The following is an 18,333-nucleotide window of genomic DNA, read 5'->3' as shown; positions in this document are numbered from 1 at the left end:
GTCCTCGTCGTCCCCACGGGAGCCCGCGGCAGCGGGCTGAGAGGGAGCTGGACGCCGCTCCGACCGTCAAACCTGATCCGGATAATGCCGGCGAAGGAAGCGATCCGATGCTGTCCCGCACCCCTGTGACCCGCCCCTGTGTTCCCCGTCTCTTCTGCCTGGTCTCGGCCGCCGACGAGCTCCACCTGCTCGAGGACCTCGCCCTCGCCGGGGTGACGGGCTTCCAGGTCCGTGACAAGCACGCCACCACCCGCGAGCTGGTCGAGCTCACCCGGCTCGTGCTGGCCGCCGTCTGGCCGGCGGGCGCGACGGTCATCGTCGACGACCGGCTCGACGTCGCACTGGCGGCCGGCGCGGACGGGGTGCACCTGGGAGCCACCGACATGTCGGTCGCGGACGCCCGGCGGGTCGCCCCCGGCCTCGTCATCGGTGCCACCTGTCGCGACGCAGCCGCCGTCGAGCGTGCTGCCGCGGACGGTGCGACCTATGCCGGCTTCGGGCCCGTGTTCAACACGTCCAGCAAGTCCGGCCTCCCGGACCCGCTGGGGGTCGAGGCGATCAGGGGAGCCACGGGGGTGCTTCCCCTGATCGCCATCGGTGGAATCGACGCCGTGGGCGCCCGGCAGTGCCGGGATGCGGGTGCCCACGGCGTTGCCGTCATCGGCGCCCTCTGGCGACCCCCCGACCCGCTCTCGGCCGCGAAGGAGCTGGTGCAGGCGGTCGGCTGATGCGGGTGCACGTCCTGGGCGGCGGGATCATCGGGCTCGCCTGCGCGGTCGAGCTGGTCGATCGCGGTCACGAGGTCGCGGTCAGCGACCCGGCCCCGGGCTCCGGGGCGAGCCACGCCGCGGCGGGGATGCTGTCGCCGGCGGCCGAGGCCTGGCACGGAGAGGCCGCCCTGCACGAGCTCTGCCTCGGGTCTGCATCCCTGTGGCCGGCCTATGCCGCACGGCTGTCCGTGCCGCTGCAGGAGGTCGGCACCCTCCTGGTCGGAGTGGATGCCGGTGATCGCCAGGAGGTCGAGCGCCGGGCGGCGCTGCTCGCAGCCAGCGGTGCCGGCGTCGAGGTCCTGGACGGTCAGCACGTGCGAGCCCTCGAGCCTGCCCTGGGTCGCGTCACCGCCGCGGCCGTGCTCGCGCAGGACCATGCCGTCGACCCCAGACGGGTCGTCTCGGCCCTGCTGTCGAGGCTCGGCGCCCGGGTCGGGGACCAGCCCCCGGGCAGGAGCCCGGACGCGACGGTGATCGCGACGGGGGCTCGGTTGCCGGCGGCATACGCCCATCTCGTTCGTGGCGTGCGCGGCGAGATCCTGCGGCTGCGCGGTGACGTCGGGCTGGGCCGGATCGTGCGGGGATGGGTGCGCGGCGAACCCGTCTATGTCGTGCCCCGCCCCGACGGCGAGCTGGTCGTCGGGGCGACGTCCGAGGAGCACGACGACGCTCCGGTGGTCACCGCGGGAGGCGTACGCCGACTGCTGGGCGCCGCGACCGAGCTGGTGCCCGCCCTCGACCGGGTCGAGCTCGTCGAGGCCCTCGCCCGGGACCGACCCGGCACGCCGGACAACCGGCCACTGGTCGGTCCGACCGCGGACCCCGGGGTCTTCCTGGCCGCGGGCCACTTCCGCCACGGCGTGCTGCTGGCCCCGCTGACCGCGCGACTGCTCGCCGACGCAGTCGAGGGGGCGGCCCCCGACCCCACCTTCGATCCCCGCCGCTTCGCCCCCAGGAGGACCCATGCTGATCAGGCTCAACGGCACACCGCGCGAGGTCGACGCTGCGACCCTCGGAGAGCTGCTCGGCCGGCTGCAGACGGGGTGCGCCGTCGCCGTCAACGGCCAGGTCGTCCGTCGCGGCGAGGTGCTCCACCGGGTGCTGCGCGAGGGCGACGAGGTCGAGGTCGTGACGGCGGTGGCGGGCGGATGAGCTCGCTGGTGATCGCGGGCCGGACGCTCGACTCGCGGCTCTTCCTCGGCACCGGTGGACTCCCGCGCCCGGCGTTGCTCGAGCCGCTGCTCGACGCGACCGAGCCTGGGCTGGTCACGGTCAGCATGCGGAGGGCGCCGTCGACCGCCGCGGGCGGTGTGCTCGACGTGCTGCGGCGTCGTGGAGCCAGGCTGCTGCCCAACACGGCGGGCTGCCTGTCGGCCCGCGAAGCCGTGCTGACCGCCGAGCTCGCTCGCGAGGCGTTGGCGACCGACTGGATCAAGCTGGAGGTCATCGGCGACGAGCGAAGCCTGCTCCCGGATGCGGTCGAGCTGCTCGAAGCGGCGGGGGTGCTCGTCCGGGCGGGCTTCACCGTCCTGCCCTACACCACCGACGACCCCGTGCTCGCGAGTCGACTGGCCGACCTGGGGTGTGCTGCGGTGATGCCGCTGGGCTCGCCGATCGGCTCGGGGCTGGGGGTGCTCAACCCGCACGCCATCGAGGCGGTCGTGGCCGCCGTGGACGTGCCGGTGGTGCTCGACGCGGGCGTCGGCACGGCCTCCGACGCGGCGTTGGCGATGGAGCTCGGCTGCGACGCCGTGCTGGCGGCGACGGCCATCACACGGGCGGAGGACCCGGTCGGCATGGGCCTCGCGCTGCGGCTCGGCGTCGAGGCCGGTTGGGCTGCGAGACAGGCAGGTCGGATCCCGCGGCGTGCCACCGCCCGCGCCTCCAGCCCGGTCGCGGGGAGGATCGGATGAACCTGCCCCGACTGCTCGTGCTCACCGATCGGTCCCAGCTGCGGCTGGGTCGTGGGCTGGCGCGCACCATCGAGGAGTGCGTCGCCGCCGGCCTCGAGGCCGTGGTGGTGAGGGAGCACGACCTCGAGCCGCCGGCCCGACGGGCCCTGGTGGCACACCTCGCCGCGATCGACGGGTTGTTCGTCATCAGCTCCCGCACCAGTGACCCGACGGCCGACGCTGTCCACCTCGCCGCCGCCCAGGATCCGCCGGCGGACGGACTCTTCGGACGCTCCTGCCACACCCGCGAGGAGGTCGGGGCCGCCGCGCGTGCAGGCGCGTCGTGGGCGCTGCTGTCGCCGTACGCCGATGGCGTAACCAAACCCGGACGAGACCCGCTGCCGCCGAGCGCGTGGTCGGGGAACCCGATCCCGGTCTTCGCCCTCGGCGGGGTCGACCCTGCCAACGCTGCCGCAGCACGCGAGCGGGGCGCCCACGGGGTGGCCGTGATGGGCGCGGTGATGCGCTCACCCGATCCGTCGCAGGTCGTCGCCGACCTGCTGGGAGCGCTGCGATGAGCTCACCGCCCGTCGTCCTGGCCGTCGCCGGCACCGACTCCGGAGGCGCAGCCGGCTTGGCCGCCGACCTCGCCACGCTCGGCGCGCTCGGCTGCCACGGTGCCTGCGCGGTCACCGCCGTCACGGCCCAGGACACCACCGGTGTGCACGGGATCCATCCGGTGCCCCGCGCTGTCGTCTCAGCCCAGCTCGACGCCGTGGTCGCAGACCTGCCGGTGTCGGTGGTGAAGACCGGGATGCTCGGCACCTCCGCGGTCGTCCGGCTCGTCGCCGAGCGGCTGGCCCACCTGCCGATCGTCGTCGACCCGGTGCTCGCCGCGACCAGCGGAGCAGTCCTCGGCGACGGTGACGTCGTGCGCGCCTATGTCACGCAGCTGCTGCCGAGGGCCACGCTGGCCACCCCCAACCTCGACGAGGCCCGGGCGCTCACCGGCCTGGACGGGTCTCCCGCCGAGCTGGCCGCGCGACTCGCCGATCTCGGCTGTGCGGTCGTCGTCACCGGCGGAGGCGAAGCGGCCGCCGACTGGTTCGCCCTGCCCGGCGGTCCTGCCCGGGCGTTCGAGCACGTCCGGGTCGACACCTCCAACGACCACGGCACCGGCTGCACCTTCGCCAGCGCCATCGCCGCCGGGCTCGCGAACGGCCACGAGCTCGACGTCGCCATACCTGCTGCCGCGGCCTTCGTCACCGGGCAGCTCACCGTCAGCCGCGACTGGGACCTCGGTCGCGGTCGTGGACCCATCGCCCACACCACGACCACCAACCGCACCGACCATCTCGAGGAGACCCCATGACCGTCCACCCCGCCCACACCCGCGTCCTCGAAGGCCCGCTCGGCGTGCCCCGCACGCGCGTGCAGCTCACCAACGGCGAGACGTTCGACCGCTACTGCACGCAAGGACCCGGTTCGGAGCCCGAGGTCGGCCTGCCCCGGCTGCGTGAGAAGTGGATCGCGGCGCGCGGCGACACCGAGACCTATGCCGGGCGCGAGACGCAGCTGCTCGACAACGGCAAGGGCGCCGTGCGGCGGGGAGAGGCGGCGGGGGAGTGGCGCGGGCACGCCGTGCAGCCGCTGCGGGCGGTGTCCGGTCGCACGGTCACGCAGATGCACTACGCGAGGCGAGGGATCGTCACCGCGGAGATGGAATACGTCGCCGCGCGCGAGTCGTGCGACGTCGAGCTGGTGCGCAGCGAGCTCGCTGCCGGTCGCGCGATCATCCCCGTCAACGTCAACCACCCCGAGGTCGAGCCGATGATCATCGGTCGGCGCTTCCTGGTGAAGGTCAACGCCAACATCGGCAACAGTGCCGTCACCTCCTCCATCGCCGAGGAGGTCGACAAGCTGACCTGGGCGGTGACCTGGGGTGCGGACACGGTCATGGACCTGTCCACCGGGGACGACATCCACACCACGAGGGAGTGGATCGTGCGCAACTCACCGGTGCCGATCGGCACGGTGCCGATCTATCAGGCGCTGGAGAAGGTCGACGGCCAGGCCGACCGGCTGACGTGGGAGATCTTCCGCGACACCGTGATCGAGCAGTGTGAGCAGGGCGTCGACTACATGACGATCCACGCGGGTGTGCTGCTGCGCTACGTCCCCATGACGGCCGACCGGATCACCGGCATCGTGTCGCGCGGCGGCTCGATCATGGCTGGCTGGTGCCTGGCCCACCACGAGGAGAACTTCCTTTACACCCACTTCGACGAGCTGTGCGAGATCTTCGCGCGCTACGACGTCGCGTTCTCCCTCGGCGACGGGTTGCGTCCGGGCTGCACCGCCGACGCCAACGACGAGGCCCAGTTCTCCGAGCTCCGGACCCTCGCCGAGCTCACGTCCCGTGCCTGGGAGCACGACGTCCAGGTGATGGTCGAGGGGCCAGGGCACGTGCCGCTGGACCTGGTCGAGGAGAACGTCGTGCTCCAGCAGGAGTGGTGCCACGGCGCGCCGTTCTACACGCTCGGGCCGCTGACCACCGACATCGCGCCCGGCTACGACCACATCACCTCGGCGATCGGTGCTGCCACGATCGCGATGCACGGCACCGCGATGCTCTGCTACGTCACGCCCAAGGAGCACCTCGGGCTGCCCAACCGCGACGACGTGAAGACGGGTGTGATCACCTACAAGCTCTCGGCGCACGCCGCCGACGTCGCCAAGGGCCACCCCGGCGCACGCGACTGGGACGACGCGCTGTCGAGGGCGCGCTTCGAGTTCCGCTGGCGCGACCAGTTCGCGCTGTCCCTCGACCCGCACACCGCCGAGGCGTTCCACGACGAGACGCTGCCGGCGGAGGGGGCCAAGACGGCCCACTTCTGCTCGATGTGCGGCCCGAAGTTCTGTTCCATGAAGATCAGCCAGGACGTGCGCGACCGGTTCGGGTCCGGCCTCGATCCCGAGGTGGGGATGAAGGAGAAGTCGGCTCGGTTCATGGAGCTGGGTGGGACGGTGTACGTCGAGGGGTGACGCCGCCGGGTCAGGAACCCGCCGGCTCGGCCTCCGGAATCGGTGCCTCCGGGGCTTCACCCGGATCCAGGGGATCCATCCCCGGGTCACCGGCTGGGACAACCTCGGGGTCGGTCTCGGGCTCGATCGGTGTGCTGGTCATGTTCAAGCAGTACTCCTCAGCGAGTCGGCGCGCAAGGCACGACGAGTGGGCGCGCAGTGCATGCCGAGTCGGCGCGCAGGACACGTCGAGTCGGCGCGCGAGCCACTCTGCATGCATCCGGCGCCGACTCGGTGTGTGTTCTGCGCCGACTCGGCGTGCGGCCCGCGCCGACTCGGGTGCGTTCTGGATCAGCGCTGGGCGGGCGGCGCCTCATCTAGGCTGGCGGCATGGGGGAGATGGAGAACCGGCCGCACGACCCGTCGCAGATGCGCATCGGCGACGACGACCGCCACAAGGTGGCAGAGCTCCTCCGGACAGCGGCGGGAGAGGGCCGGCTCGACCTCGACGAGCTCGACGAGCGGCTCGAGGCCACGTGGAGCGCCAAGACGTATGCCGACCTGATCCCCATCACCGCAGACCTTCACCCAGCAGCGCCGGTCGCCCACGCGCTGGTGCCCCGGGCCGGTGCGGGAGCCCCCGCAGTTCCGGGTCACGCCAGCTCGGTGGCGATCATGGGCGACTGCAAACGTCGCGGCGCATGGCACGTCCCGGCCAACCATGCGGCGTTCTCGCTGATGGGCAGCGTCGTGCTCGACCTGCGCGAGGCGACGCTGACCAGCCCCGACACCCTGATCAATGCCAGCGCGATCATGGGCGACGTCAAGATCCTCGTCCCCGCGCACTTCCACGTCGTCGTCGACGGCACGCCGATCATGGGTGACTACGGCCAGGGCAGGGACAAGGTGCCGGCCGACCTGCGACCGGACTCGCCCACCGTGCGCGTGCGAGGGATGGCCTTGATGGGCTCGGTCCAGGTCCAGCGGCTGCCAGCCCCGGGAACCCCCAAGAAATACCTCGGCAGCTACTGACCTCAGGACTTCTCGGCGGAGTGGATCTCCTCGCCCTGGTCAGCCATCTTCTCTGCCCTGGCCATTGACTTGGGATCCTCATGGCCGTGGATCCGGCCTGCGTGCTCCAGGTCGACGGTGAGGTTCTCGCCGGTGGCGGGGTCGAAGAGGTGGATCTTCTCGGCGTCGACCCAGATCTCCGCCTCGTCGCCCTCCCTGATCTTGCTCGCACCGTCGAGGGACACGACGAGCTGGGTGCGCATCGCCTCGCCGTCCAGGTCCTTCTCCAGCTGCGTGAGCTGCTCCTTGACCTCGGGCGGAGCCTCGAACGGGATGTAGGCATAGGCCTCGTTGCCGAGCCACTCGACCACGTCGACCGTGGTCTTGAAGGTCGAGCCCTCCTTCTTGGTCTGCATCACCGATGCGTCCTCGAAGTGCTGGGGCCGGATGCCGGCGATGAGGAGCCCCTTGCCCTGGGCGTTCTTCGACCGGGCCTCGGGGATCTGGACGGTGCCGAAGGGCATCTTGACCGAGGTGCCGTCGACCTCGGCAGGCACGAAGTTCATCGGCGGGGAGCCGATGAAGCCGGCGACGAAGAGGTTGCCGGGGTTCTCGTACAGCTCGCGCGGTGTCGCGAGCTGCTGCAGGATCCCGCGCTTCATCACTGCGACCCGGTCGCCGAGCGTCATCGCCTCGGTCTGGTCGTGGGTGACATAGACCGTGGTGATGCCGAGCTTCTTCTGCAGGCGGGCGATCTCGGTGCGCATCTGCCCGCGCAGCTTGGCGTCGAGGTTGGACAGCGGCTCGTCGAAGAGGAACGCGTCCGCGTCGCGGACGATGGCGCGACCCATCGCGACCCGCTGACGCTGACCACCCGAGAGGTTGCCGGGCTTGCGGTCGAGGTGCTCGTCGAGCTCGAGGGTCTTCGAGGCGTTGCGGACCTTCTCGTCGACCTCGCTGTCCTTGGCCCCGGCCAGCCGGAGGGGGAAGGCGATGTTCTCGTAGACCGTGAGGTGGGGATAGAGCGCATAGTTCTGGAACACCATCGCCAGGTTGCGGTCGCGCGGCGCCAGGTCGTTGACCTTGCGGTCGCCGATGATCATGTCGCCCGAGGTGATGTCCTCGAGCCCCACGATCATCCGCAGCAGGGTCGACTTCCCGCAGCCGGAGGGACCGACGAGGATCATGAACTCCCCGTCGGCCACGTCGATGCTGACGTCGTTGACGGCCGGGAAGCCGTCGCCGTACTTCTTGACGATGTTCTTCATGTTGATGGCAGACATCAGATCAACCCTTCACTGCGCCGGAGGTGAGTCCAGCGACGATCTTGCGCTGGAACAGCAGGACGATGATGATGATCGGGATCGTTGAGATCACCGCTGCGGCCGCCAGCAGGGACGCCGGCCGGTTGAACGGATCGGCCCCCACGAAGAAGGCCAGTGACGCCGGGATGGGTCGTGCCGCCTCGGTCGAGGTCAGCGAGATCCCGAAGACGAAGTCGTTCCAGGCGAAGAAGAACGTCAGGATCGCCGCGGTGAACACCCCGGGTGCCGCCAGCGGCACGATCACCTTGCGGAAGGCCTGCCACGACGTCGCCCCGTCGACCTGGGCCGCCTGCTCCATCTCCCACGGGATCTCGCGGAAGAAGGCCGACAGGGTCCAGATCGCCAGCGGCAGCGTGAACGACATGTAGGGGATGATCAGGCCGATCCAGGTGTCATAGATCCCCAGGGTGCGCCACATGTCGAACAGCGGCCCGACCAGCGACACCACCGGGAACATCGCGATCACCAGCGCCAGCGACAGCACCAGGCGCTTGCCCTTGAACTCGAGGCGGGCGATGGCGTATGCCGCCAGGGTGGCCACGATCACCGAGAGCGCCGTGGCGATCAGGCTGATGCCGATGGAGTTGAGGATCGCGCGGGGGAAGTAGTCGTAGAGCGGGTCGCTGAGGACCTTGTCGTAGTTGGCCCACCCCGCGAAGGTGCCCTCGCCCGGCAGGAAGCCGGGGTTGCCCGCGGTGATGGACTCCTCGGACTTGAACGACAAGGAGATGATCCAGGCCACGGGGAGCAGGCACCACAGCAAGATGAGCGTCACCCCGATGGGGACTCCGAGCTTCTTCATCTCAACTCACCCTTCCTGCCGGGCTGCGGCCAGGTCGACTCGGAACAGCTTGATGATCAAGAACGCGATGACGAGCACCGAGAGGAACAGCAGCACCGACAAGGCGGAGCCCATGCCGAGCTGGAACTGCTCGATCGTCTGCCGGTAGGTGAGGAAGCTGATCGAGGCGGTGTCCTCGGCCCCGGCAGTCATCACAAAGATGTTGTCGAAGATGCGGTAGGCGTCGAGCGCCCGGAACAGCACCGCGACCATGATCGCCGAGCGCATGTTGGGCAGCACCACCTTCCACAGGCGCTGCCACCAGGTGGCGCCGTCGACCTTGGCCGCCTCGACCATGTCCTCGGACACCTGGGCCAGTCCTGCGAGCAGCAGCAGCGACATGAACGGCGTCGTCTTCCAGATCTCGGAGACACAGATCGCGATGACCGCGGGCGTGGTGTCGCCGAACCAGTTGAAGTCTGCGCCGATGAACGGCAGCCACGAGTTGACGAAGCCGTTCTGGTAGGAGAACGCGAACTGCCAGGCGAACCCCGAGACCACGGTGATGATGCCGTAGGGGATCAGGATCGAGGTCCTCACCACCCCCCGGGCGAAGATCAGCCGGTGCATCACCATGGCGAAGATGAAGCCGATGACCAGCTCGATCGCCACGGTCACCAACATGTAGAGGACCGTGATGCCGGTGGACGTCCAGAACAGCGGGTCGGTCAACGCGGTGACGTAGTTGGAGAAGCCCACGAAGCTGCGGTCGTCGGGTGCGGTCAGGGTGTAGTCGAAGACCGAGAGATAGAGCGCCCGCAGCATCGGGAACGCGGTCACGATCAACATCAGGATGATCGAGGGCAGGACCAGCCGCTGGCCCAGCCTGTTCTCGGACTTGCTGCGATCGCTCTCGGCCTTTGGCACCTTCGAGGTCGGGGTCGCCGTCTGCACGGCTGTTGTGCTCATAGCAGCTTCTTCCCTTCCAGTACGGCCTCGAGATATTCAGCGGAGTTCTTGGGTGTGCTCTCCGGGTCGACCGACCTCGGTGAGTGCCACTCGTTCTGGATGGCGCTGGAGATCGTGGCGTAGAACGCGCTCTTCGGCCGGGGCCCTCCGGTGTCCACGCTCTCCTGGTAGAGCTTGATCAGGTCCTCGGGGAAGTCGCCGCTGGCGGCGACCTCGTCGTAGGCCTCGTTGGTCGAGGGCATGAGCCCGTCGTTGAGGGCCAGGTCGACCTGGGCCTCGGTGGAGGTGATGCACTCGGCCGCCTCGATGGCGAACTCGGGCTCGTCGGAGAACGCACCCACGCCGATGTCGATCCCGCCGATGGGCGGCTTGGACTCCTCGCCCTCGACGGTGGCCGGATAGCGCGCCCAGCCGAGGTCCTCGAAGGCCTCCTCGTCGGCCGGGCCGCCGGCCCCACCGATCAGGCCCTTGTAGTTGGCGTAGACGAACGTCCAGTTCACCATGAACTCGCCCGGGTCCTGCCACATCGGGCCCAGCACGGTGCCCTCGTTGGAGACCGAGAGGTCGGGTTGTGCGGCTTCGGACTCGGCGAGCGCCTGCACCACCTCGGCGGCCTTGCGTCCCGCGTCGGAGTCGATGGTCACCTCCGCGTCGCGCCCGGCCTCGGTGTCCTCCACGATGGCGCCTCCGGCACCCGTGACGAGAGCGTTGATCCAGACGAGGTAGCCCTCGTAGAGGTTGGCCTGCACCCCGACCGAGGCGCCGTTGGACTCGGCCGCCTCGATGATCTGCTTCCAGGTGACGGGCTGCTCCATGTCGAGGCCGGCCTTCTCGGCGAGCGACCTGCGATACCAGAGCACCTGGGTGTTGGCCCACAGCGGAATCGCGAAGGCCTTGTCCTCCCAGATGACGGTCTCGGCAGCGCCGGAGAGGTATTCACCCTCGCCCTCGGCACTGGCGATGATCTCCTGCGCCTTCTCCTCCGGCACCTCCGCCAGCCAGCCGGCGTTGGCGAACTCGGCGACGAACACCGGGTCGAGGTTCATCAGGTCGGTGGAGGAGTCCTCGGCGGCCAAGCGGCGGGCGAGCTGCACCCGCTGGTCGGTGGCGCCGGCAGGCAGCTGGTCGACGACGATGTCGTAGTCGTCGGTGCTGCACGACTTCGCGTATTCCTGGAAGGTGGCCACGCCGTCCGGGTTGACGTACCAGTTCAGCTGAGCCTTCCCGGAGTCGTCGCCCGAACAGGACGCGAGCAGCCCGCAGGCCAGCGTCAAGGCTCCTGCCTGAGCCGCCCAGCGGCGTGTACGTCTGCGTGGCTGCGTCGATGAACGAGTCATCCGCCCCCTCCATTCATTTGTGTCCCGGGTCACAGGTCTAGTCCTGATGGGGTCCAGTTGGCAACCTTGAGCCCATGGCAGCCCGTGCGTTCGCACCCGGACGGGTGAACCTGATCGGCGAGCACACCGACTACAACGACGGATTCGTCCTCCCGATGGCCCTGGAGATGGGGTGTACGGCGAGCGTGCGACTCGGCGGGAATGCGTGGGTCGCCCATTCTCGTCAGCAGGCGGCCGAGGTGTCGGTGCAGCCGACGGCGACGCCCGACGAGGCCCCCGTCTGGGCGCGCTACGTCCTCGGCCCGCTGTGGTTGCTGCAGCGCGCCGGTGTGGAGGTCCCGCCGCTGAGGGTCGAGGTGGACAGCGACGTACCCCTCGGTGCCGGCCTGTCGTCGTCGGCAGCCCTGGTCTGCTCCGTCGCCACTGCGCTGGTCGCTGCCCTGGAGCTGGACCCGGACGGGGCGCCCGACCTGCTTGCCCTGACGCGTGCCGTCGAGAACGACGTCGTGGGTGTGCCGACCGGTGGCATGGACCAGCTCGTCTCGCTGCGGGCCCGGCAGGGACATGCGTTGTGGTGCGACATGCGCTCGCTCGTGACGCGGCCGGTGCCGTTCGACCTGGCCGCGGACGGGCTGGCCCTCCTCGTCGTCGACACCCGGGTCTCCCACCGCAACGCCGACGGTGCGTATGCCGATCGCTGCGCCGGCTGCCAGGAGGCCGCTCGGCGGCTGGGCGTCCGTGCACTGCGAGACGTGGCGGGCGAGGAGCTCGAACCCGCTCTGTCGCGGCTCGACGACGAGGTGTTGCGGCGCCTGGTCCGTCACGTGGTGACCGAGAACGAGCGGGTGCTGCGGACGGTGGAGCTGCTCGAGGCCGGCCGCACCCGGGACGTCGGTCGGCTCCTGAGCGACTCCCACAGCTCGATGCGTGACGACTTCCGCATCACCGTCTCCGAGGTCGACCTCGCGGTCAGGGCGCTGGTCGGCGCCGGCGCACACGGCGCGCGGATGACCGGCGGCGGGTTCGGTGGTTGCGTGCTCGGCCTGGTCGAGTCGCAGGCCGTGCAGGAGGCCGAGGCGGCCGTCCTTCACGCGTTCGCGCACGCCGGCCTCACCACGCCGGCCACCTTCACCGCGTCAGCCGGCGGCGGTGCCCGTGTGGTCGACGGCTGAGCCGGACCGGTCAGCCGTGCGGCGGATCCCGTCGACGAACGTGTCGTAGAGGTCGACCGGCAGGTCGTGGCCCATGCCGTCGATGAGCAACAGCTCGGCGCCGGGGATGGCTGCCGCCGTGGCGCGCCCGCCGCTGACGTGCACCATCTTGTCGGCCATCCCGTGGATCACCAGCGTGGGCACGCGCAGGTTGCGCAGGCGCAGTGTGCGGTTGGGCTGGCGCAGGACGGCCAGCATCTGTCGCAGGACCCCGCTGGCCGAGACGCCCCGGTCGAAGGTGTCGCCGCCGCGCTCGCGCAGGACGGCGGGCTCGACGGGGAAGTCGGGAGACCCGATCAGGTTCCAGATCAACGAGTTGGTCTCGATGTAGGTCTCGCGGCCGCCCCGACGGGGCTTGATCAGCGTGGGCAGCAGGTTGGGGCTCTGCCAGCCCACGGTGCGTCGGCCGGTGGTCGACATGATGCTCGTCATGGACAGGACCCGCGTGGGCGCCTCGAGCGCCATCGTCTGCGCGATCATCCCGCCCATGGAGACACCGGCAACATGGGCGGCCTCGATCCCGAGGTGGTCGAGGAGGGCGAGCCCGTCGCCGGCGAGGTCGCTCATGGAGTAGGGCACGCTGCCGCGGCCGGTGGTGAAGGCGCGGACGAGCTGGGCGCGGGTCACGCGCTGGTTGATGCGCGAGGACCGACCGGTGTCGCGGTTGTCGTAGCGGATGACGTGGAAGCCGGCCCGTGCGAGTCGGGCGCAGAAGTCTTCGTCCCACCAGATCATTGGGCCACCGAGGCCCATCACCAGCAGCAGCGGGTCGTCGTCGGGGGAGCCGAACGTCTGGTAGCAGATCTCGACCGTGGGGCTGACGGGAGCGAAGAGCTCCTCGGAGACCGCGACGGAGGAGGGGTTCTCGGGCTTCGATGCTGACGACCTGACCATGCGGTCAAGTGAACACGACCGATTGCAACGATCCGATATCGGCAGTGATCCGAGGGCGGAAATGCTGTTGATTGGTTGAAACGAGGCCTAGGTTCGCGGATGTGACCCACACAACACTCGCTGACTTCCTGCTGCCCGAGGGCTTCGGTCGTCCGCGGGCGCACGCGCTGCTCGGTGAGGGCCGGATCGTCGGTGAGGCCGGGCGCTATGCCCTGTCGACGGTGAGTCGCCGCAGCGAGCGCAAGCAGCTGCCCTACGCCCGTCGCTTCCCAGCACGCGGCGACGAGCCGGTGTTGCTGGTCCCGGGTTTCCTCGCCGGGGACGGCAGCCTCGCCCTCATGCGGCGCGCCCTCCAGCAACAAGGTTTGCGCACCTACCGCTCCCACATCCACGCCAACGTCGGCTGCCCCCTGGGTGTCTCAGAACAGCTCGAGGCGCGACTCGAGTCGATCGCCGAGCGCCGGGGGAGCAAGGTCCGGTTGGTGGGTCACAGCCTGGGCGGCATGCTCGCGCGCGGTGTCGCCGCCCGCCGACCCGACCTCGTGTCGGGGCTGGTGACGATGGGCAGCCCGATGATGGCGCCGGCTGCCCACCACGCCAGCCTCTCGGCCGGCGTGGCCGTGCTCATCCGGCTGAGCCGGGCAGGGCTCTCCGGGGCCATGTCGGAGGACTGCGTCTCCGGTCCCTGCGCTCGTCGCAGCTTCGACGACTGTCAGTCGCCGCTCGCCGAGACGGTCGACTTCACCGCGATCTTCTCCCGCCGCGACGGGATCGTGGACTGGCGAGCTTGCATCGACCCGGCAGCAGAGCCGGTCGAGGTGAGCGCGTCGCACGTCGGCATGGCCGTCGACCCCAGGGTGGTGGCAGCGGTCGCGACGGCCCTGCGGCCCGCCCGCCTAGCTGTCGAAGTCGATTGCGGAGAAATCGCGTAGCTTCGAGAGCTGGTGCTCGCTGCTGATGCGACGGATCGTGCCGCTGCGTGAGCGCATCACGAGCGAGTCGGTCGTCGCACAGTCGGCGCGATAGCGGACGCCGCGCATCAGTTCGCCGTCGGTGATGCCGGTCGCGACGAAGAAGCAGTCGTCGCCGGTGACCAGGTCGTCGGTCGACAGCACGAAGTCCTGGTCGAGGTTGTGGCCGGCGTCGAGGGCACGCTGGCGCTCGTCGTCGTCCTGGGGCCACAACCGACCCTGGATGACGCCTCCGAGCGCCTTCATGGCGCAGGCGGCGATGATGCCCTCAGGCGTGCCGCCGACACCGAGCAGCAGGTCGATGCCGGTGTCGGGACGGGCCGCCATGATCGCCCCGGCCACGTCGCCGTCGATGATGAACTTGATGCGGGCACCGGTCGCGCGGATCTCCTCGGCGATGGCGGCGTGCCGCGGACGGTCGAGGAGCACGACCGTCACGTCGGACGTCGAGCTGCCCTTGGCCTTGGCGACCTGGTGGATGTTCTCGGCGACCGAGTTGCGGATGTCGACGACGTCGGCCGCCTCGGGGCCGGTGACCAGCTTCTCCATGTAGAACACCGCCGAGGGGTCGTACATCGAGCCGCGAGGCGCCACGGCGAGCACCGAGATCGCGTTGTTCATGCCCTTCGCGGTGAGCGTGGTGCCGTCGATGGGGTCGACCGCCACGTCGCACTTGGGGCCGGTGCCGTCGCCGACCTGCTCGCCGTTGTAGAGCATCGGGGCGTTGTCCTTCTCGCCCTCGCCGATCACGACGACGCCGTCCATGCCGATGCTGGAGATCATCACGCGCATCGCGTTGACGGCCACGCCGTCGGCGTCGTTCTTGTCGCCACGACCGACCCAGCGGCCCGCGGCCATCGCGGCCGCCTCGGTCACCCGCACGAGCTCGAGGGCGAGGTTGCGGTCTGGCGGCTGCGTGGACGGCGTCATGGGCGCATGTTATCGGTCATCGGCGTCCGCGCCGTACCGGCTCACGGCGGTGGCCTTGACGCTCAGCCACACCTCGCGGCCGGGGGCGAGCCCGAGCTCGGCGGCCGCCTGGGGGGTGACGTCCGCGAGCAACGGGGGCGAAGTCTCCACCAGGAGGCGTACGGCGTCCCCGTGCGGCTGCGCGCTGGCGACCTGCCCGCTCCACTGCAGGCGCGCCGAACCTTCCGGTCGGGCCAGGCTGACCGTCACGTCACGCGGTGAGAACGTCGTGAAGGTGTCGTCGTCGCGCAGGAGGTTGACACCGACGAGACGGGCGACGTGGTCGGTGGCCGGGCGCGCCGCGACCTCGCGCGGGGTCCCGCGCTGCGCGACCCGGCCCTGGTCGAGGACCAGCACCTCGTCGGCGAGGGTGAGAGCGTCGATGGCCTCGTGCGTGACCAGGATGGCGATGCCGCCGTACGTCGCGAGGTGGCTGGCCAGCTCGATGCGCAACGCCATCGCGACCGTGACGTCGAGTCCGGCGAAGGGCTCGTCGAGCAGCAGGAGGTCGGGCTCGGTGGCGAGCGCCCGGGCGATGGCGACCCGCTGGGCCTGGCCGCCCGACAGCTCGCGAGGTCGGCGGTGGCTGAGGTCACCGATGCCGAACACGTCGAGGAGCTCCTGAGCCCGGCGGTCGGCCTCCTTGCGCGACCTGCCGCGCGCCCGCGGACCGAAGGCGACGTTGTCGAGCGCGCTCAGGTGGGGGAACAACAGCTGGTCCTGGAAGACCAGGCCGATCTGTCTGTCCCGAGCGGGGACGCGGAGCAGGTCGGTGCCGTCGAGCACGGCGACTCCCTGCGCCGGCACGAGCCCGGCCAGAGCGCGCACGAACGACGACTTGCCGGCCCCGTTGGGCCCGATCACGGCGACCACGGAGCCCGCTGCGACGTCGAGCTCGACCTGGGCGCGGCCGGGCACGGACAGGTCGACGTGCAGCCCGGACGACGGGTTCATGGCGTGCCCAGCCAACGGTCGCGGAGCAGCAGCAGGACCGAGACCGAGACGACGAGCATCACGAGGCTCAGCGCCAGCGCGGCGTCCTGGTCGCCCTGACGGGTGACATAGATCAGTGTCGGCATCGTCTGCGTGCTGCCGGGGTAGTTGCCGTTGAACGTGATGGTCGCGCCGAACTCACCCAGCGACCGTGCCCACCCGAGCACCATCCCGGCCACGATGCCGGGCAGCGCCAGCGGAACGGTCACCCGGCGGAAGGTCGTCAGCCGCGAGGCGCCCAGGGTGGCGGCGGCCGCGTCATAGTCGGGATCGGCCGAGCGCAGCGCCCCCTCGATGGCCAGCACCACGAACGGCATCGAGACGAAGACGTGCGCCAGCACCACGCCCCACGCGGTGTAGGGGAAGGCGAAGCCGGTGGTGGCGAGCAAGGGTTCGCCCAGCAGCCCCGTGCGGCCGAACGCCGTCCGCAGCGCGATGCCTGCCACGACCGGCGGGAGGACCAGGGGCACCGTCACCAGCACCCGCACCAGCATGCGTCCGGGGAAGTCGACCCGGGCCAGCAACCAGGCCACGGGCAGCCCCAGGACCAGGCAGACCACCATCGCGGCCGTCGACGTGGTGATGCTCAGCCACAGGGCGCTGCGAAGCGGCGCCGAGCCGAGGTCCTCGGGGAGCGAGCGCCAGTCGACGGCGCCGAGCAGCGCGACCAGCGGCAGCACCAGCAGCGCCACTGCCACCATGGCCGGCACGAGGAGCAGCACGGGCGGTCGACCGAGCGGGTCGCCCCGCCCCGGCGTCCGCCTCGGCGTCCGCCTCGGCGGTTGCTTCGTCGCCTGCTTCGACGCTTGCTCAGGCGCTCGCCTCATGGTGCCTCGAACCCAGCGTCGTCGAGGATGGCTCGGCCCCGTTCGGAGACGACGAAGTCGACCCATCGCTGCGCCAGCTCCGGCGACCCGGACTGCTCGAGCACCGTGACGTAGTGAGTCGTGGACGCGGCGTCCGCCCCGGGAATGTCGATCGCCTCGACGCTGTCGCCGGCTGCCACGGCATCGGTGACATAGACCAGCCCGGCCTCGGCCTCACCCGAGGCGACCTTGTCCAGGGTCGCTCTGACGTCCTCCTCGAGGCTGGCCGGCTCGGCGGCCACGCCCGCGTCCTCGAGCAGGGCCGTCGCGACCCGGCCGCAGGGCGCCTCCTCGGCGCAGCGCACCCAGGTCGTGCCCGTCAGGTCGGCGAGCGAGCGGACGTCGGCCGGGTTGCCCGGGGGAGTCACGATCGTGAGCTCGTTGGTCGCGAACGGCACGATCTCGCCACCCACGCCTGCGTCCTGGGCCACGTCGATCGAGGCCCGGTCGGCCGTCGCCAGGACGTCGCCCGGCGCCCCGTCAGCGGCCTGCCCGGCCAGCTCGCTGCTGGAGCCGAACGAGAAGGTGACCGACACATCGTCATACTCGGCCTCGAAGGCGGTGCCGAGGTCCTCGAAGACGTCGGTCAGCGACGCCGCGGCCAGCACGGTGACCTCGGAGTCGGCGGCCCGGCTGCCGGCACCGCACCCGGTGAAGGACACGGCCAACGTGAGTGCGATGAGCCCACGGCCGAACGCCCGTGTGGAGGGGGTCACGTCCAGGCGGGGCGGCACGGGCGAACGCTAGCCCACCTGTGACAATCGGCGGCGTGAGTGAGAAGCCCGGCCGCTACCAACGCTCGGCCACCGGCATGATCGGCGCCATGCTGGTCACCTTGTTGGCCATCGGCGCCTTCGTCCTGCTGCGTTCGCTCGTGCGCGCGGACGTCGAGGTCGAACCGGAACCCGTCGACTATGCAGCCGCCGCCGATGCTGCCCGCGAGGCCGGGTTCGGCGTCGTGGCTCCCGCGAGCCTGCCCTCGGGCTGGACGGCGACGTCGATCGAGTTCTCCCAGATCGATCCGCAGCTGTGGCGGCTCGGGATGCTCACCGACGACGGGAAGTTCGTCGGCGTCCGTCAGGAGGACGAGTCGGTCAGCGAGCTGGTCGACCTCAACATCGACGAGGACGCGGTCGAGGGCGAGCCGCTGCGCCTGCCGAGTGTCGTCGGCGACACCTGGACCACCTGGACCGACGAAGGCGGTGACACCGGCTATTCGATCGAGTACGGCGACGAGACGGTGCTCGTCTATGGCTCGGCCCCGGCCGAGGACCTGCGCGAACTCATCTCCCGGCTGGAGAAGTAGCCACGGGGACCCGG

General features: G+C 70.5%; 18 protein-coding genes and 1 riboswitch. Of the genes, 9 read left to right on the top strand and 9 right to left on the bottom strand.

From position 1 onward, the window contains the following. Window positions 1-5: 5 nt before the first annotated feature. Window positions 6-116, top strand: a riboswitch (TPP riboswitch). The 6 genes from G7071_RS00860 to G7071_RS00825 all read left to right on the top strand — a co-directional run bounded on the left by G7071_RS00860 (window position 108) and on the right by G7071_RS00825 (window position 6,718). Beyond that, window positions 108-728, top strand: coding sequence for a thiamine phosphate synthase (locus G7071_RS00860; protein ID WP_166313810.1), 621 nt, complete (start codon window positions 108-110; stop codon window positions 726-728). It overlaps the preceding riboswitch by 9 nt. Continuing rightward, entirely contained in the window at window positions 728-2,683 is a 1,956-nt protein-coding gene (thiO, locus tag G7071_RS19885; RefSeq protein ID WP_425489407.1) for a glycine oxidase ThiO, read from the top strand. Before G7071_RS00860 ends, thiO begins: the two co-directional genes overlap by 1 nt. Beyond that, window positions 2,680-3,240, top strand: a complete 561-nt coding sequence (locus G7071_RS00840; RefSeq protein ID WP_166313808.1) for a thiamine phosphate synthase — start codon at window positions 2,680-2,682, stop codon at window positions 3,238-3,240. Before thiO ends, G7071_RS00840 begins: the two co-directional genes overlap by 4 nt. Next, window positions 3,237-4,034: a bifunctional hydroxymethylpyrimidine kinase/phosphomethylpyrimidine kinase gene (gene thiD / locus G7071_RS00835; RefSeq protein WP_166313806.1), complete on the top strand. Its 798-nt coding sequence runs from the start codon at window positions 3,237-3,239 to the stop codon at window positions 4,032-4,034. The genes G7071_RS00840 and thiD overlap by 4 nt, the downstream gene beginning before the upstream one ends. After that, window positions 4,031-5,707, top strand: coding sequence for a phosphomethylpyrimidine synthase ThiC (gene thiC, locus G7071_RS00830; protein WP_166313804.1), 1,677 nt, complete (start codon window positions 4,031-4,033; stop codon window positions 5,705-5,707). Before thiD ends, thiC begins: the two co-directional genes overlap by 4 nt. A 369-nt stretch (window positions 5,708-6,076) precedes the next feature. After that, the gene (locus G7071_RS00825; protein ID WP_166313802.1) at window positions 6,077-6,718 is read left to right on the top strand and encodes a DUF1707 SHOCT-like domain-containing protein; all 642 of its coding nucleotides are present in this window, start codon (window positions 6,077-6,079) and stop codon (window positions 6,716-6,718) included. 2 nt (window positions 6,719-6,720) lie between these two features. Here G7071_RS00825 and G7071_RS00820 read toward each other — a convergent pair whose 3' ends face one another. Genes G7071_RS00820 through G7071_RS00805 form a run of 4 tightly spaced genes read right to left on the bottom strand, consistent with a single transcriptional unit; the run spans window position 6,721 to window position 11,046 of the window. After that, a complete protein-coding gene (locus tag G7071_RS00820; protein WP_166313800.1) occupies window positions 6,721-7,980 on the bottom strand; it encodes an ABC transporter ATP-binding protein in 1,260 nt (419 codons plus the stop codon). Window positions 7,981-7,984: 4 nt separating this feature from the next. Beyond that, window positions 7,985-8,824, bottom strand: a complete 840-nt coding sequence (locus G7071_RS00815; protein ID WP_166313798.1) for a carbohydrate ABC transporter permease — start codon at window positions 8,822-8,824, stop codon at window positions 7,985-7,987. A 6-nt stretch (window positions 8,825-8,830) separates the two neighbouring features. After that, entirely contained in the window at window positions 8,831-9,772 is a 942-nt protein-coding gene (locus G7071_RS00810; protein ID WP_166313796.1) for a carbohydrate ABC transporter permease, read from the bottom strand. After that, window positions 9,769-11,046: an extracellular solute-binding protein gene (locus tag G7071_RS00805; RefSeq protein WP_166313794.1), complete on the bottom strand. Its 1,278-nt coding sequence runs from the start codon at window positions 11,044-11,046 to the stop codon at window positions 9,769-9,771. The genes G7071_RS00810 and G7071_RS00805 overlap by 4 nt, the downstream gene beginning before the upstream one ends. 137 nt (window positions 11,047-11,183) lie before the next feature. Between G7071_RS00805 and galK the strand changes: the two genes are divergently transcribed. After that, the gene (galK, locus tag G7071_RS00800; protein WP_166313792.1) at window positions 11,184-12,281 is read left to right on the top strand and encodes a galactokinase; all 1,098 of its coding nucleotides are present in this window, start codon (window positions 11,184-11,186) and stop codon (window positions 12,279-12,281) included. Here galK and G7071_RS00795 read toward each other — a convergent pair. After that, on the bottom strand, window positions 12,246-13,214 hold the full coding sequence (locus tag G7071_RS00795) for an alpha/beta fold hydrolase (protein WP_166313790.1): 969 nt from the start codon (window positions 13,212-13,214) through the stop codon (window positions 12,246-12,248). The genes galK and G7071_RS00795 overlap by 36 nt on opposite strands. A gap of 101 nt (window positions 13,215-13,315) precedes the next feature. Here G7071_RS00795 and G7071_RS00790 point away from each other — a divergent pair, with 101 nt between their 5' ends. Further along, a complete protein-coding gene (locus G7071_RS00790; protein WP_166313788.1) occupies window positions 13,316-14,146 on the top strand; it encodes an alpha/beta fold hydrolase in 831 nt (276 codons plus the stop codon). Here the strand turns inward: G7071_RS00790 and glpX are convergent. From glpX to modA, 4 genes are all read right to left on the bottom strand, one after another. Then, window positions 14,111-15,115, bottom strand: a complete 1,005-nt coding sequence (gene glpX, locus G7071_RS00785) for a class II fructose-bisphosphatase (RefSeq protein WP_166313786.1) — start codon at window positions 15,113-15,115, stop codon at window positions 14,111-14,113. The genes G7071_RS00790 and glpX overlap by 36 nt on opposite strands. Window positions 15,116-15,124: 9 nt before the next feature. Then, window positions 15,125-16,108, bottom strand: coding sequence for a sulfate/molybdate ABC transporter ATP-binding protein (locus G7071_RS00780; protein WP_166313784.1), 984 nt, complete (start codon window positions 16,106-16,108; stop codon window positions 15,125-15,127). After that, window positions 16,105-16,869: an ABC transporter permease gene (locus tag G7071_RS00775; RefSeq protein WP_246210275.1), complete on the bottom strand. Its 765-nt coding sequence runs from the start codon at window positions 16,867-16,869 to the stop codon at window positions 16,105-16,107. Before G7071_RS00775 ends, G7071_RS00780 begins: the two co-directional genes overlap by 4 nt. A 101-nt stretch (window positions 16,870-16,970) precedes the next feature. Further along, complete coding sequence (gene modA / locus G7071_RS00770; RefSeq protein WP_166313780.1) at window positions 16,971-17,747, bottom strand: molybdate ABC transporter substrate-binding protein; 777 nt, start codon at window positions 17,745-17,747, stop codon at window positions 16,971-16,973. Between the two features lie 35 nt (window positions 17,748-17,782). Between modA and G7071_RS00765 the strand changes: the two genes are divergently transcribed. Then, window positions 17,783-18,319: a DUF4245 domain-containing protein gene (locus G7071_RS00765; protein ID WP_166313778.1), complete on the top strand. Its 537-nt coding sequence runs from the start codon at window positions 17,783-17,785 to the stop codon at window positions 18,317-18,319. Window positions 18,320-18,333 lie beyond the last annotated feature (14 nt).

The sequence above is a fragment of the Nocardioides piscis genome (genome assembly GCF_011300215.1).
Taxonomy (GTDB): Bacteria; Actinomycetota; Actinomycetes; order Propionibacteriales; family Nocardioidaceae; genus Nocardioides; species Nocardioides piscis.
This window is presented reverse-complemented; position numbering and strand designations above follow the sequence as displayed.